The following is a 16,803-nucleotide window of genomic DNA, read 5'->3' as shown; positions in this document are numbered from 1 at the left end:
CTATCGAGTTATTCTTTGATCTTGTTAACCTGTTCAGTCGTTCACTTTTAACCTTTCAGCTTTTTAACCAGAGAACTCGATAACGTCATCACTACCCGTTATTTATGTTTATCCTCAAATTCGCGCATCGCATCCACCAACGCATTGATCGAAGTTATGCTCAATGCATTATAGATAGAAGCTCTGAATCCGCCCACCGAACGGTACCCTTTAATACCTATCAAATCCCGTTCTTTAGCCAAAGCTAAAAACTCTGCTTCCAACTCTGGAGAATCCATTACAAAAGTCACGTTCATCCGTGAGCGATCTTCTAGCTCAGCAGTTCCTTTGAAGAATGGATTTCGATCAATCTCATCATACAGCGTACGCGCCTTGATGATATTTTCCTGCTCGATAACCGCTACGCCACCTTTAGCCTTCAACCAGCGAAGATTAAGCATAGCCACATAAATAGAGAATACAGCAGGTGTATTGTACATTGATCCTGCTTTAATATGAGGCTGATAATCAAAAATAGTAGGTATCGTACGTCCTGTCTTTCCTAAAATCTCGTCTTTTACGATAACCAATGTCAATCCCGCTGGTCCCATATTTTTTTGAGCTCCGGCGTAGATCAAATCAAAATCACGAATATCAATATCTCTACTGAAAATATCCGACGACATATCCACCGCGATAGGAACAGTCGTTACAGGAACATCAAAAACCTCCGTCCCATAGATTGTATTGTTTGACGTATAGTGAAAATAAGCGGCATCCAAAGGAATAGAATACCCTTTGGGAATGTAGTTATAGTTCTTATCGCTAGAGGATGCGATAATCTCTACAGAGCCTATATTCTTAGCTTCTTTCGCCGCCTTTGAAGCCCATACTCCCGTATCTAGATACGCTGCTTTTCCGCCTTCAGGCAGTAAATTCATTGGCAACATCGCAAATTGCTGACTCGCCCCACCTTGAAGGAATAAAATAGAGTAATTCAGTGGCACATTCAGCAATTCGCGCACCAAACGCTCTGCCTCTACAATTACTGCTTCAAATTCCTTTGATCGGTGAGAAATCTCTAAGATAGATAAACCCGTATTATTGAAATCTAATACAGCCTCAGAGGCTTCTTTAAAAACTTCCTGTGGCAGGATACAAGGACCAGCACCAAAATTATGTTTCATCTCGTTGTTTGTGTGTAATAAGTGAAATTATGAACAAATGTAACAAGTTTTTTTATATTAATAATAACACAAACAATTAATTATTACCAAATACTCAACCAATCAAGCGATTTAATAAAATTTCTCTACAAAAAACACACAATAAGGATAAAAAGATGCATTACAAGTCTTTAAATCAGAAAACAGAAGCGCTAACATCCCTCCAGGCCTACCTATTTTGTTTTAAATTCTTAGACCTACACTAAAACTCGAGAATCAAATCAGTGATCACAGTCATTCGTTATTTTTATTCGCTTTAAAAGTTCTAAAGTCCTTTCGGACCCTAAAATTTCAGAAAAAACTTTTATGATTCTTTTGGATCAACGACAGACATGAAAGTTCTTGATGTCCATTAAAAACAGACATTTTCAGAAAAAAAAATCGTATCTTCGCATGCGTAGTGCCTTATTCAATGGCACTTTATTAGTTTTACAGAAACCAGGTAAATATGGCTGAAGAAACAGAAAATGAAAATAATCTAGTTCCTGCTCATGACAGGGTAGTTAAAATCAACATCGAAGACCAGATGAAGTCCGCTTACATCGACTACTCGATGTCGGTAATCGTGTCAAGAGCGCTCCCAGATGCAAGAGATGGCTTCAAGCCCGTGCATAGACGTGTATTATATGGTATGGAAGAGCTCGGAGTAAACTCGGGCAAACCTTATAAAAAATCAGCTCGTATTGTTGGGGATGTCTTAGGTAAATATCACCCACATGGTGACTCTTCTGTTTACGAAGCAATGGTACGTATGGCTCAAAGTTGGTCCATGCGCTATCCATTAGTAGATGGTCAAGGAAACTACGGCTCGCTGGACGGTGACCCTCCTGCAGCAATGCGTTATACCGAGGCTCGGTTACGCAAGATCGCAGAAGAAATGCTTTCAGATATCAAAAAAGACACCGTAGATTTCCAACTCAACTTTGATGACTCTTTAGAAGAACCTTCTGTTCTTCCTACTCGGGTACCTAACCTACTTGTGAATGGTGCTTCTGGTATCGCTGTAGGTATGGCGACCAATATGGCTCCTCATAATTTGACCGAAGTAATCGGAGGTATCGCTGCCTATATTGATAACAGAGATATCGAGATCCCAGAATTGATGCAATACATCAAGGGGCCTGATTTCCCTACGGGAGGTATCATTTATGGTTTCAATGGTGTCCGTGAAGCGTTTGAAACAGGTAGAGGCCGTGTCGTCATGCGTGCTAAAGCCGAAATCGAAACGACAAAATCAGGTCGCGAAATTATTATCGTTACTGAAATCCCTTACTTGGTCAACAAAGCAGATATGATCAAACGTACGGTTGATCTTATCAATGACAAAAAAATCGAAGGGATTTCGGAAATTAGAGATGAATCAACACGCGATGTGCGTATTATCTATGAAATAAAACGTGATGCCAACGCTAATGTGGTGTTGAACAACCTATACAAACATACTTCTTTGCAATCCTCTTTTTCAGTCAATAACATCGCCCTTGTAAAAGGCCGTCCGATGTTGATGAATCTGAAAGATATGATTCATGAGTTTGTAGAACACCGTCATGATGTCGTCGTACGTCGTACCAAATTCGAACTAGCGGAAGCTGAAAAACGGGCCCATATACTAGAGGGTTACCTGATTGCATTAGACCACTTGGATGAGGTCATCAAATTAATCCGTAGCTCAGATACTCCAGAGGATGCTAGAGTAGGATTAATGGAAAGATTTGGCCTATCTGACATACAGGCTCGTGCAATTCTCGATATGACGTTACGTCGTCTTACAGGACTAGAACGTGATAAAATCAAAGAAGAGTATGCAGAATTGATGAAGACAATCGAATACTTGAAAGAAGTACTTGCTGATGAGGGTCTTCGTATGAAAATCATCAAAGATGAACTCTTAGAAATCCAAGAAAAATACGGAGACGAGCGCAGATCTATCATTGTTCATTCAGCAGAAGACATGACGATGGAAGACTTTGTTGATGATGAAGAAATCGTGATCACCATATCACACAACAGCTATGTCAAACGCACCCCTTTAAGTGAATACAAACGCCAAGGACGTGGTGGTAAAGGAGCCATAGGTTCCAATACCCGTGATGAAGATTTTACAGAGCACATCATCACCGCTACCGCACACAACTATATGCTCCTATTTACCGAAACAGGTCGTTGTTTCTGGCTAAGAGCATTTGAGATTCCTGAAGGCAGTAGAACATCAAGAGGTAGAGCTTTACAGAATATCATCAATATTCCAAAAGATGAAAAAATAAAAGCGTACATATTAGTCAAAAACCTTAAAGATCAGGAGTACCTAGAGAACAACTTCATTATTATGTGTACTAAACAAGGTACCATCAAGAAGACATCTCTAGAGGCTTACTCACGTCCTCGTGCGAATGGAATTAATGCCATCAATATTAACGAAGGAGACCAATTGATCGAAGCATGTCTGACAAGTGGATCTAGCGAGATTGTAATGGCGCTACGCTCAGGCCGTGCTATTCGCTTCAACGAATCTACGGTTCGTCCGATGGGTCGTACTGCTACTGGTGTACGTGGTATAACACTTGACACGACGACAGACGAAGTTGTTGGCATGATTAGTGTGGACAATTCAGAACTTAGCGTGCTTGTTGTATCAGAAAAAGGTTATGGTAAGCGTACAGATATTGAAGACTACCGTATCACCAACCGTGGTGGTAAAGGAGTCAAAACAATCAACGTTACCGAGAAAACCGGAGAGCTTGTCGCTATTAAAGGTGTTACGGACAATGACGATTTAATGATTATTAATAAGTCAGGTATCGTAATCCGTATCGGAGTAGACTCGCTTCGTGTTATGGGCCGTGCGACACAAGGGGTTCGCCTAATAACATTGAAAGAGACAGACGAAATAGCATCAATTACAAAAGTCGCAAGAGAAGAGGAGGAAGAAGAAGGTGAAGAGTCAGACGTAGATGCTGATGCGACTTCTGAAACTAAAGATGCTGAAGATTCAGCAACTGACGAAACAGAATAATTAAAACATGAAAACAATAATAGCTTCCCTATTATTAGTAAGTTTAAGCGCAACTGTTGTAGCCCAATCCAATCATAAGGAGGGCTCCAACAGTTTTGCCCGTTATACACAGACGGGTGATATCAAGCAACTGGAAAGTGCAAAAAAATTCAGTGACGCCACTTTTGCTTCTAAGAAAGACTCCTTATCTTCAAAGAACAACATACTCCGTGCGCTAGTCTATAGCTCACTTGCTTATGCCGATTCTACCCGAAAAATAAAGACAGATCGAGATCCAATCGATATTGCGCTTTCGGCAATAGAAAAGTTAAAGCAAAAGGATAAGGGAGGCTTTGAAAGTGAAATTAATTATGTAAATCAGAATCTTACTGCGGCTTATATTTACAAAGCAAATAAAGCAATAGAAGTCAAGGATTTTGAGAAAGCCTATACTAGTTTTTTAAGGGTAGAACAGCTTGGTACTAAATCCGAGGATGTTCTAAACAACTTAGCGCTATTGGCAGCACAGGCAGGAAAAACAGATGATGCTATAAATTATTATAGCCAGATTATCAAAACTACCGATGCCGATGCGGGAAAATACTTGGCGCTTGCGTCATTATACGAGACTAAGAAAGAGCCACAGCTTTATCTCAATACACTTCAGGCCGCAAGAAACAAATTTATGGACAACAAAAAGATTCTCTTTTTGTTGATTCAGAATTATGCGGATCATCAGCGCTATGCAGCTATCACACCGATTATTGATGAAGCCATTAAATACGAACCTGAAAATGTAGAATTACTTTACTTGGCAGGGTTTGCGAATGAAAATGGAGGAAACATCAATTTGGCAAAGAAGTACTATACCAAAATTATAGAACTCGATGAAAATAACTATGACGCTAACCTTGCGATGGGACTTATTTTCTTGAATCAATTTTTGAAAGACAAGGACAATTTAGAAGCACAATACAGTGCACAAGATTATCTCTTAAAAGCCAATGGTATACAGCCCTATGCAATCAATGCACTAAAAGGACTAGCAATGTACTATGAAGCTGCTGACGATGATGACCAATTGGATCGGGTCAATGTGCTACTGAATCAGCTTTCCAATAATTAAAAATAGTATAATTTAGAATTAGATATGGATTTAAAAAAAGCAATAATTTTATCAGCGATGGTCACAGCAGGTACTACTGTATTTGCGCAATCGAGCAACCTGAAGAAAGCCGCTTCCAACATTCAAAAATATGAAGAGTTGAGAAGCAGTGGCTCTGCCCAATTAGGAACTTCATTCCTAAAAACAGCGAAAGAAGCCATTGATGCTGCTTCTGTGCATGAAAAGACCAAAGACTTAGCCGAGACGTGGACATACTATTCATTAGTTTACGCCAGTTTGGCGGTAGACGAAAAAAGTGAAGAAAACGCTACAAAAGCAGCTGAAGGGATAGTCAAAGCCAAGGAGCTGGACAAAGACAATAAAAATGCTTCAAATATTGGAGTAGCAGAACAAAACTTGTACTCTTTCAATTTCAACCATGGTGTTGGTTTTTGGGACAAAAAAGAATACCAAGCTGCTTACGATTCGTTTAATAAAGCGTTGGGCTATATGCCTGGTGACACTACCCTAACCTACTACGCAGGATTAGCGGCGATACAGAACAACGACTACAAAAATGGAATTGATAAGTATAAGCAACTTATTGATAAAAAAGACTACTCGCAGCACAAAGCTGTAATGGTAGACCTACCAAAGCTCTATTTGTCGCTCAAAGACACGACAAGCGCCTTAGAGTATGCCGCATTGGCCGCAAAAGCATATCCGAATGAGAATGATGCTGTCGTACAGAATATAGAGTTGAATCTTATTGTAGGTAACGAGGCTAAAATTATCAGCGAGATTGAAAACCAAATTTCTAAGGATGGAAACAACAAAAATCTGTACTACTATCTAGGAATTGCACATAGTGCTAATAATGATACGGATAAAGCATATGCAGCTTATACAAAAGCGGTACAGATCGACCCTAACTACAATGATGCAAATCTAAATGCAGGTGTTGTATTGATGAATGGTATCCGCGAAAAGCTCCAAAAAGTAAACGAAGACAAGAGTCTTTCAAATAATCAGTTCACTGCAAAAATCAACGAACTGAAAGAGCAAATTAAACCTGCAGAAGCTCACTTTTTAAAAGTTGTTGAAAACGATCCTAAAAATGAAAGTGCTTTAAAAGGATTAAAAGGCCTTTATGACTTCTTACAACAAGAAGATAAAGGAAAAGCTATTCAAGCAAAAATTGATGCACTGTAGAAATACAAAAGCTTAAATAAAAAAAGAGATGCCTACGGCATCTCTTTTTTTATTTAAGCTTTCTATAAGAAAACAACCATTCATAGATTTTATCCTGATGAAATAATCGCTCTACGCTTCCATGAGTCCCGTCTGCAATCACTGTTAAAGTAACATCGGCATCACTGTCGCATTTTTTGATAGCATTAAACATTTTTTTTGATTCTGATAGAGGTACTGCCCGATCACGGTTTCCATGTTGAATCCATAAGGGAACCTGTGTCAAATTGCAAGCATATCCAAGCGTACCTCCGCCACAGATAGCTACAGCGGCCGCAATCCTATCTGGATACTTTCCAGCCAAATCCATCGTCCCATAACCTCCCATGCTCATTCCACACACATATACCCTCGAACTATCTGCATTATAATTCGCAAGAACGTAGTCTATTACCTCCATTACCTGATCAGGATTCCAACCGTTGGATGTTTGTGGTGCAACAATAATTCCCGGAATCTCATGTCCCCTTTCCATAGCATACAAAACACCATAACGCTTTACCTTTGTCAAATCAGTACCTGATAAACTCTTTCCATGCAAAAAGACCAAAATGGGTTGCTTGTCGCCTATTTCTTCGTAGTTCTCAGGGAGCCGCAACAAAAAATCATAAGCTGTTTTATTCTTTATTGGCGTTATGTCTTTCGCGAAAACCTGAATCATTGGGCAGATAAACAATAACACTATAAAAAGGCTCTTTTTCATAAATTACGCTGTCGTTTAGTAAGAGCGCAAAGCTATAAAACCAACATGATGTTTCAAAACATCATTTCTGAATCTTTAAAGTATTAGCTACACAACAACCTTACAAGAAATAATATAAGATCACTTCACATGACTTTATTATGACAATTAAAAACAAATCGCTATATTGCCTATAGCAAAATACAGATAACCATGATAAATCGTTCAAAACTCCTTATTCTATCCGGCATTATGACCGTAGTATTTGCCATCAGTGCTTTTACAGATGCTCCCTTAAAAGTTCAGTCTGATGGACCAAAAAACTTAAAAGTACTTCCTAAAAACATCTCACATGAAGACTTAGAGACCGTCATGAAGGGCTTTAACACTGCGTTAGGAGTAAAATGCAACTATTGCCATGCGGCAAAACCCAATGGAGAGAAAGGTTTAGATTTCGCCAGCGATTCAAATCCTCATAAAAACATCGCCCGGGAAATGATGAAGATGACAAAAAAAATAAACACTAAATATTTCAAGTATGAACACGAGGGTGTTATTCAAAACATTACGTGCGAAACATGCCACAATGGGAATAAAGAACCTAAGACCGTAGCGATACAACCTTAAAGTTTTACATTTATTAACTACTATTTCGGATATAAATCTGTATTTTTCCTCTATAAAAAGAGGTCCTGTCTCTAGGGGACATTAAAAATTTAAATACAGGTTTATATCCATGAGAATACTCCACACCGCTGACTGGCATTTAGGAAAACGTCTTGATTTTGTATCAAGACTGGAAGAACAAAAGGAGGTTTTAGATGAAATATGCCAAATTACAGAACAACAAGAAGTAGACCTAGTGATTGTCGCTGGCGATCTTTTTGACACATTCAACCCTTCAGTAGAAGCTACTGAACTTTTATACAATACCCTAAAACGACTTACTGCAAATGGGAATCGGCCAGTGATTGCAATTGCTGGCAACCACGATTCACCAGACCGTATAGACTCGGCCGACCCCTTGGCCAAAGCCTGCGGTATTATCTTTATCGGTTATCCAAATGCATTGATCAGTCCGTTTGCCAGTGAAGATCATTTCCGAATTACTAAAACAGATCATGGTTTCCTGGAGATCCAGCTCAAACATATTCCCTATCCCATACGATTACTTACTACCCCCTATGCCAATGAGATACGGCTCAGGCAATTTCTAGGGATTGAAGACAAATCTAATCAACTTAACCAGTGGCTCAGCGCTCATTGGAAAACATTGGCAGATCAATACTGTGATCACAAAGGTGTCAATATACTGACAGCGCATCTTTATATGATGGAACGTGGGGGCGAATTATTAGAGGAGCCCGAAGGAGAGAAGCCAATTAAAATAGGTAATGCCGATATCACCTATACTGATGGTATACCTGATGCGATCCAATACACGGCAATGGGACACCTACACCGTTATCAACGTATACCGGGGCATCACGCACCAGTCATATATTCAAGTGCTCCGCTCTCCTATTCCTTTGCCGAGGCCGGTCAAACGAAAAAAGTAGTGCTTATTGATATTGAACCCGAGCAAGCGGTGCGGTTGACGCCCATCAGTCTAACAAAAGGACGAAAGCTTCATCGAAAAAAATTCAATTCTGTAGACGAGGCGGTAAGCTGGCTTGTTACTAATCCGAATACACTCATCGAATTGACCATGGTTACAGACGCTTACCTATCATCTCAGGAACTAAAAAGACTGCATGAGGCACACGATGGAATAATCCATGTTATACCTGTTTTGCCAGGTATCCATGAAAGTACGGATGCCAGTAATCCCGTCCGCTTGGACCAAGATATATATTCCCTATTTACCGACTATTTTAAAAGCAAATACGGTCAGGCCCCCAATGAAGAAATCAACACTTTATTCAAAGAAGTGCTCACACAAAATAAAGATATAGAAGGATAAATTACTATGCTACCAATATATTTAAGTTTAGAAGGTCTTTATTCCTACCAAAAAAAACAAGAAGTTGACTTCACACAGCTCACAGAAGGTGGATTATTTGGAATATTTGGAGCAGTCGGTTCGGGAAAATCTTCTATTTTGGAAGCTATCAGCTTTGCCCTATATGGCGAAACAGAACGGCTCAACAAACAGGAAAAAAGAGCATACAACATGCTCAATTTAAAATCAGATACAGCGATTATCGACTTTCACTTTCTCAATTTTGAAGGACGCAAGTTCCGCTTTGTAGCGCAATGGCGCCGTAAAAAGAAATTTGAAGAGACAACGAGTATCGAACGATATGCCTACGAGTGGCAAGACAGCAATTGGCTTCCCTTAGAATCAGCAGATGGCGCCAAAGTTACCAATCTGTCCTATCCAAATTTTAGACGTACGATCATCATCCCGCAAGGGCAGTTCATGGAATTTCTCGAACTCAAAGGTAAAGAGCGATCGGATATGATGAAAGAAATATTCTTTCTGAACCAATATGATCTCGGGCCTAAGGTCAGCCTACTCCAGAGTGATAACAACAAAAAGATAGAACATATTAAAGGTGCACTTACGGGCTATGATGAAGTTTCCGAAGAAATCATTGTAGAACAGGAACGTTCACTAATAGAATCAAAGAGAAACTTAGCAGATGTTAAGTTAGAGTTTGAAAAAATAACACAACAGCTTCATGCACTACGGTTAGAAAAAGAAAACAAAAGCGATCTTGACCATAAAGAGCAACAGCTAGCTGACCTGGAATTACAGCACCCCCAGATTCAACGTTACGAAAAAGAACTGCAACAGTTCGAATCGGTAACCCAAAACTTTAGAGAACCGATCAATAACCTTCATGACATCACTTCCCGTAAAGAGCAACTATTGATCAAAATAGAAAAGCTCAAAGACAACAAACAATTACTAAATACCCAAATTGCGGAGACTGCATCGCAGCTGGAAGGCATAAAGGAGGATTACGAAGCCCTGGCTACCTCCCGAAAAAAAACAGATGATTACAGGCTGTTGATTACGAATACCGATCTGCAACAACAAAAAATTGAATTACAAAGCCGTGTCGACCGTGGTACTCCTTTTATAGAGCAGACCCGTCAGAAAGAGAAAGAGCTTTCGGTACAGCTTGGAAAAGAAGAAGAACAGCTCGAAACAGCGAAAAACTCGCGAATCCAAACACAAGAGTTGATGGCTGTCGAAAATTGGTATCAAAAGCAGGAACAGCTACAAAAAGACACCCTAGACGTTCACACTAAAATCGCCAAGTTGACTCAGGATCTTGCAAGTTATAGAAGACAGCTCGAAGAAATCAATCTTTCGGAGACGAACTGGCAAGAGATACTCAAAGACAAGATAGATAAGGTTGCTACAGCGAGTAATCTTTTAAAAGAAAGAGAAAATGCATTACTTGTCAAACAAGAACTCTCTCAATATGTATTAAAACTACATGACGGATCTCCTTGTCCCTTATGTGGGTCTTTAGAGCATCCGGCCCCAATGCATGAAGAAGACTGGGTACTCGAAGTAAAAGTACTCGACAACGAGCGAGACAAATTAACACAACTAGATCAGGAACTTAGAGAGCAATATGCTAAGGTATCGGCAGTGACGGTTCTTATCACAGATAAGTTGAATGAAACTAAAGGCTTAAAACAACAGGAAAAAGAAATTAACGATTTGATTTCGCTACACGACAGTACCTTTACCTGGAACAATTTCGAAAAAGGGAATCGCAACAGCTTTGAAACACAAAAAAAACAGGCACAACAGTTAGAAGTAAAGATCCTTGAGCAGGAAAACTCCATCAAAGATATTCGAAAGCAAATCCAAGAAACACAAGAAAATCTGGCCAAATATGAAAAATCTTTGGATGACTTCAAAAACCAGGTAAAGATTGTCGACGCCAAGATAAGCCACAATATACAACAACTGAAAACAATCTCCGATCACGCGTCTTACGAAAAAGCAGACAAGGCTACACTCGTTAAAGCGCTGGCTGAGTTAGAACGTAAAATTGAAACCGTTGAAAAACAATATATAGAATGGAATGAAATTCTAAACCAAAGGCGAACTCAATTTGCAGCGGTTGCAGGTCAGTATACTGAAGCCCACGAACAATATATAACACTCACAGCTCAATTGCAGGCTTTGCAAGGCACAATCAATAGCCTGTTAAAGGAATTCCAATTTGAAGATATCACCATTGTAAAATCCATTCTCGAGAAAAGTTTTGATATCCTAAAGACACGCGAAAGGATACAACAATTCTACGTGCAGTATAACACGCTACATACACGGATTGCCGAACTAAGAGAACTGATGAAAAATAGTACATTTTCACAGGAAGCATTTGAAGAGATCGAAAAAATACATGAACTCAAGAAGGAAGAACTTGAGCTAGAGCTGACATTAAGCGGTACCCTAGAAAAAGAACTAGCCCGTCTTACCATAGAGTTGGGCAAGAAAAAAACACTTCTTTCCTCCTACGAACAGCTTAATAGTCGTAAAGAAAACCTTAGAATCCTCGACAATATGTTCAAGGGCAATGGATTTATAAACTATGTTTCTAGCATACATTTAGCCCGTCTTTGTGAGATCGCAAACCAACGTTTCCATAGACTGACCAAAAATCAGCTCAGCCTATGTCTCAATGAAAGCAACGAGTTTGAAGTTATCGACTTCCTTCACGAAGGGCATCAACGATCTGTCAAAACACTCTCTGGTGGACAAAGTTTTCAGGCCTCCCTTTGTTTAGCTTTAGCATTGGCCGAAAATATCCAATCCCTCAACAAAGCAGACCGAAACTTTTTCTTTATCGACGAAGGGTTTGGCACGCAGGATGCCGAAAGTATTAATACCGTCTTTGATACCTTACAATATCTGCATCATGAAAACAGAGTTGTAGGAATAATATCCCACGTCGACGAATTAAAGGAACGCATGCCGCGATCGGTTTCTATCACCAAAGACCTCGAAAAGGGAAGCCAGATTACCCATAACTAGCTAATAGAAAAAGCTCCTATTTTGTAGGAGCTTTTTCTATTTCTTCTAAAGTTTTATAAAGTTCGAGGTACTTCTCGATAGCCTGTCTCTTACGATCATCTAAATTAAAATCCAGACTCCTGGTGAGATAGAACTCATAATCGAAATTTGGATAGGGAGGCAGTCCTGCTATAACATCTTTCGGATGGGCAACCCCCTCTGCCAGCGCTTGATTGAATAGATCCACAAAATCAACAGGTAATTCTTTATTGGCGACCCACACTGCATATGCAAAAGGTAAGCCCGTCAGCTCCTTCCAAAAATAACCTAAATCATATACATAAGGTACTGTTTCTTTCTTTCCAAAAGTACGGTCACCGATCAAAACATAAGCCTCTGCATTGCCTTCCCAAACAATATCGACTTCGTTTTTCCAATAGTATTTCAAAAGAATACGAGCTAATCCATTCGATGTTCTCGACTGTAAGTCCAGACGAAGCGACTTGATCTGCTCTATAGGTTTATCCGAGAAGATAAAAACAGAATCCACGGCCCCATCCGAACCGATACAATAATCCGTAATAATCATCGGATCGGCTACCTTCAATAGTGCGGCCACAGGTATAATTCCTAGATCGGCTTCATTCGTAATCACTTTTCGTGCACATTCTGCGGGGTAGTCTACACTCAACTCAATCATCTCCATTACAGACGAAGCTTTGACCCCCTGCAAAAATGGCAATGTATTGGTATAGCTAACAGCCGAAACCCTTACTTTACTCATTATAATAATCCTTTCAAATGTTCTGTATTGTAGTAATCCGATATCGAAAATACACCATCTTCATAATCCACAATATACAGTGCCGTATTTGTATGTGGAAAATCATCCATCTGACGAACGGGAACATTCGTCAGATGGCATAACATGATACGTAATGCACGTCCATGCATACAGACTAGTATCTTCTTTTCGTCCGTTTTCGTTAGCATATAATCTATGGCATGTCTCTGCCGAACGACAAGCTCATTGGGGGACTCTCCATTTTCGACCCGGACATCCAGTTCATCATTACGCCAAGCCTGGACCAACGCTTCAAAACCGCTCATGATGGTCTCGTTTTGTTCCTGCCCCTCATATATGCCCCAACTAATCTCATCCAATCCCTCCAACTGTTCTACCGAAATATTTTTCGCACTAAAGGGTTCGACAGTTTGATGTGTACGCAACAATGTAGAAGTATAAATTTTATCAAAATCTACATCCTTATAAGCATCATAGAATGCCTCAGCTTGTTGGAGACCATTTGCATTCAGCGGAGAATCCACTCCCCTCCCCTGCACAATACCTTTTAGGTTAAGGTCGGTCTGCCCATGTCTTATAAAATAGAAACTTTTCTTCAATATATTTGCTTAATTCACTACGGGCAAAGCGTAGTAACGTTTAGACTTATCGTCTTCAAAAACCACATCCTTATAATCCGTCACGACATTATACAAGGTATCTCTTTCAATCGGGTGGCGTCCTACATTTCGGATCAGCTCCACCAATTGTTGTGTACTCATTGCGGGCGTTTGCTCCTCCGCACCAGCCATACTATAAATCTTCGTAGTATCATCTAGCGTCCCATCAATATCATTGACCCCATAGGCCAAAGATAGTTGGGCAGTATCCCTCGATATCATAGCCCAGTAAGCCTTGATATGGTCAAAATTATCAAGATAGATACGTGCGATAGCATAGTTCCTTAAATCTTCGATTACCGAAACTTCTGGAATATCAGACATCTGGTTATCCTTATTTCTGAATTTCAAAGGTATAAAAGTCTGAAATCCTCCAGTTTTATCCTGCAATTGGCGCAGGCGTTCCATATGATCTACCCTATGCCAGTATTCTTCAATATGCCCATAGAGCATCGTTGCATTTGTATTCATACCCAGTGCATGTGCCTGCATATGTATATCCAGCCATTGCTCCGCTGTACATTTATCATGTGCAATTTTTTCACGCACCTCTGGGTGGAAAATCTCCGCTCCTCCTCCAGGCATCGAATCTAAGCCACATTCTTTTAGGTATTTCATTCCTTCGTAATGGCTTAACTTGGCTTTCTTGAAGATATAGTAATATTCTACGGGAGTTAACCCCTTGATATGCAGCTCTGGACGGTGTGCTTTGCACTGTTTAAAAAAATCAGCATAAAACTCCAGATTCTGTTTAGGCACGACACCTCCTGTAATATGCACTTCGGTTACAGCTTCATTATCATAGCGCCTAACGACATCCATCATACCTTCTACATCCATTTCCCATCCTTCATCGCGTTGTTTGATCAATCGCGAGTAAGAACAGAACTTACAATCGTACACACATACGTTGGTAGGTTCAATATGAAAATTTCTGTTAAAATAAGTGCGGTTTCCGTGTTTACGCTCTCTGATATAGTTCGCTAGAACACCTAGATAATTCAGTTCCCCTTTTTCATAGAGCATTACTCCTTCTTCAAAAGTAATACGTTCTTGGGCTACAACCTTCTCTGCTATTCTTTTTAAGTCCGTATCTAATTCACTGTTGATTAAAAAATCAAGCTCTTTGTTCGCATCCATGTGTCTCTTCTTCTAATTCAAACTTAACTAAAATGCTGCGTATTCACCAATAACCTCACGCAAAATATCCAGATTACATCGCTTTTTTACATCCAATCAATAGTAGATAAAAGAGTGTTTAAGCATCTGCGAATTGCTGCATATCAATTAATCTGCGGTACAATCCATTCTTAGTCAATAGCTCTGTATGTGATCCTACCTCCACTATCTTTCCAGCCTCCAATACAACAATTTTATCAGCGCTTTGTATCGTGCTCAACCTATGGGCAATAACCACTGTCGTTCTATTCTCCATTAATTTATACAGCGAGTCCTGTACCAATCTTTCGGACTCGGTATCCAATGCCGATGTCGCTTCATCCAACAACATAATCGGTGGGTTCTTCAGCACAGCCCGTGCGATACATATGCGTTGTCGTTGACCTCCTGAGAGCTTAGCTCCTCGATCCCCAATATTAGTTTGATATCCTTCGTCCGTGTGCATGATAAATTCATGCGCATTCGCTATGCGGGCTGCTTTTTCAACCTGTTCCAATGTAGCCGACGGAATTCCAAAAGCAATATTATTAAAGATCGTATCATTAAATAGTATAGACTCCTGATTTACTGTTCCAATCAGCGCTCGAAGGGAATCCTGATTCAAATCACGCACATCCTTACCATCAAATGTCACAGCACCTGAGGTCACATCCATAAACCGTGGAATCAAATCAACCAAAGTAGATTTACCTCCACCAGAAGGTCCTACCAAGGCTACGGTCTGTCCTTTTTCGATGACCAGGTTGAGACCTGTAAGCACATTACGTTCACCGTAGCTAAAATCTACATTCTCAAATTTGATCGCATTGTCAAAGGTACTCACGATCTCCGCATTCTGTTTATCCTCTACCAGGCATTTCTCATCGATCAGTTCCAACACACGCTCACCTGCGGCCAATCCATTATGAATTCCACTAAAAGAATCCGTCAATGCTTTCGCAGGCCGCATTACCTGAGAAAATATACCGATATAAGTAATAAACGCCTCTGCAGACAAACTTCCCTGTCCTGACAACACCAAACTACCACCATACAACAATATAATGGCTACCATGACCACTCCCAACAGCTCCGAAACCGGTGAACTCATTTGTTGACGGGCTGCCATTTTACGCAGAATAGAAGCAAAACGTTCATTTTCATCATGGAAGCGATCTTTCACAAATCGCGTAGCATTAAACGACTTAATGATTTTTATACCGGACAATGCTTCATCCAAGTAGGTAATCATATTAGCAAAAGATTCCTGTCCTGCTAATGCTTCTTTCTTTAATCCCTTCACAATACGTGCAATCAAAAATCCAGAAACAGGAATGACCGCTATGGAAAAAAGCGTCAATTGTGGTGAGAGCAAAAATAAGGCAACAAGATAAGCAATCAATTGAAGCGGTTCCTTAAATACAACCTGAAGCGTACCAGTCACCGAATACTGAACAGTCTGTACATCTGAGGCTATTTTAGAGATAACATCTCCTTTTCTTTGATTGGTAAAGAATCCTAGATGTAGGTCCATCACGCTATCAAACACAGCCTTACGCAATTTCAACAAGGTATGAATCCTAAAATTTTCCATAATCCGCTGACAGAAATAACGGAATAGGTTAGAGATAAATACCGAAATTACGATCACAATACAGATATACTTGAGTGCTTCGTATGGGCCTAATTCCACATATAATGTATTAGATAGGTATTTAAACCATTGCCCTATATCGTAAAAATTATCCGGCTTAGCTAAGACAGCAACAGCTTCTTCAGGCACATCTCCACTACCTTTAAATAACACAGATAATAGAGGCATCAACAAAGCCAGATTTAATGTTCCGAATACAACCGTGATAATTGTACAAAAAACATAGGGTATTGCAAATCTACTTATTGGTTTAGCAAAAGATAATAGTCTAAAGTATGTCTTCATCCAAAAAATTAAGAATAACA

12 protein-coding genes are annotated in these 16,803 nt (G+C 39.8%); 6 read left to right on the top strand and 6 right to left on the bottom strand.

Features of this window, described 5'->3' with window-relative positions; translation table 11 throughout:
* Positions 1–98: 98 nt before the first annotated feature.
* Entirely contained in the window at positions 99–1,166 is a 1,068-nt protein-coding gene (gene serC, locus JKG64_RS12335) for a 3-phosphoserine/phosphohydroxythreonine transaminase (RefSeq protein ID WP_210354626.1), read from the bottom strand.
* 487 nt (positions 1,167–1,653) lie between these two features.
* Here serC and gyrA point away from each other — a divergent pair, with 487 nt between their 5' ends.
* From gyrA to JKG64_RS12320, 3 genes are read left to right on the top strand one after another with little or no spacing between them, the layout of a single operon-like run.
* Positions 1,654–4,218, top strand: a complete 2,565-nt coding sequence (gyrA, locus tag JKG64_RS12330) for a DNA gyrase subunit A (RefSeq protein ID WP_210354625.1) — start codon at positions 1,654–1,656, stop codon at positions 4,216–4,218.
* Positions 4,219–4,225: 7 nt separating this feature from the next.
* Positions 4,226–5,323 (top strand): tetratricopeptide repeat protein, encoded by a 1,098-nt coding sequence (locus JKG64_RS12325; protein WP_210354624.1) that lies wholly within the window; start codon positions 4,226–4,228, stop codon positions 5,321–5,323.
* A gap of 24 nt (positions 5,324–5,347) precedes the next feature.
* Positions 5,348–6,514: a tetratricopeptide repeat protein gene (locus JKG64_RS12320; RefSeq protein ID WP_210354623.1), complete on the top strand. Its 1,167-nt coding sequence runs from the start codon at positions 5,348–5,350 to the stop codon at positions 6,512–6,514.
* A gap of 49 nt (positions 6,515–6,563) precedes the next feature.
* Here the strand turns inward: JKG64_RS12320 and JKG64_RS12315 are convergent, their stop codons facing one another.
* Entirely contained in the window at positions 6,564–7,256 is a 693-nt protein-coding gene (locus JKG64_RS12315) for a carboxylesterase family protein (protein WP_210354622.1), read from the bottom strand.
* A 192-nt stretch (positions 7,257–7,448) separates the two neighbouring features.
* On the opposite strand from JKG64_RS12315, the gene JKG64_RS12310 reads away from it, so the two are divergent.
* The 3 genes from JKG64_RS12310 to JKG64_RS12300 all read left to right on the top strand — a co-directional run bounded on the left by JKG64_RS12310 (position 7,449) and on the right by JKG64_RS12300 (position 12,243).
* A complete protein-coding gene (locus tag JKG64_RS12310; protein ID WP_246512584.1) occupies positions 7,449–7,862 on the top strand; it encodes a c-type cytochrome in 414 nt (137 codons plus the stop codon).
* Between the two features lie 109 nt (positions 7,863–7,971).
* A complete protein-coding gene (locus JKG64_RS12305; protein WP_210354621.1) occupies positions 7,972–9,198 on the top strand; it encodes a metallophosphoesterase family protein in 1,227 nt (408 codons plus the stop codon).
* Positions 9,199–9,204: 6 nt separating this feature from the next.
* Positions 9,205–12,243: an AAA family ATPase gene (locus JKG64_RS12300; RefSeq protein ID WP_210354620.1), complete on the top strand. Its 3,039-nt coding sequence runs from the start codon at positions 9,205–9,207 to the stop codon at positions 12,241–12,243.
* Positions 12,244–12,259: 16 nt separating this feature from the next.
* Here the strand turns inward: JKG64_RS12300 and JKG64_RS12295 are convergent, their stop codons facing one another.
* From JKG64_RS12295 to JKG64_RS12280, 4 genes are all read right to left on the bottom strand, one after another.
* Positions 12,260–13,006, bottom strand: a complete 747-nt coding sequence (locus JKG64_RS12295) for a menaquinone biosynthetic enzyme MqnA/MqnD family protein (protein ID WP_210354619.1) — start codon at positions 13,004–13,006, stop codon at positions 12,260–12,262.
* Positions 13,006–13,626 (bottom strand): histidine phosphatase family protein, encoded by a 621-nt coding sequence (locus JKG64_RS12290; protein WP_210354618.1) that lies wholly within the window; start codon positions 13,624–13,626, stop codon positions 13,006–13,008. The genes JKG64_RS12295 and JKG64_RS12290 overlap by 1 nt, the downstream gene beginning before the upstream one ends.
* 9 nt (positions 13,627–13,635) lie before the next feature.
* Entirely contained in the window at positions 13,636–14,826 is a 1,191-nt protein-coding gene (gene mqnE, locus JKG64_RS12285) for an aminofutalosine synthase MqnE (protein ID WP_210354617.1), read from the bottom strand.
* Between the two features lie 118 nt (positions 14,827–14,944).
* Positions 14,945–16,783 carry an ABC transporter ATP-binding protein gene (locus JKG64_RS12280; RefSeq protein WP_210354616.1) on the bottom strand — a complete coding sequence of 613 codons (1,839 nt, stop codon included), beginning with the start codon at positions 16,781–16,783 and terminating at the stop codon, positions 14,945–14,947.
* Positions 16,784–16,803: the final 20 nt, after the last annotated feature.

Source organism: Sphingobacterium tabacisoli, from assembly GCF_017908035.1.
Classification (GTDB): domain Bacteria; phylum Bacteroidota; class Bacteroidia; order Sphingobacteriales; family Sphingobacteriaceae; genus Sphingobacterium; species Sphingobacterium tabacisoli.
Note: the sequence above shows the minus strand (reverse complement) of the source record. Positions and strands in the feature narration are given on the sequence as shown.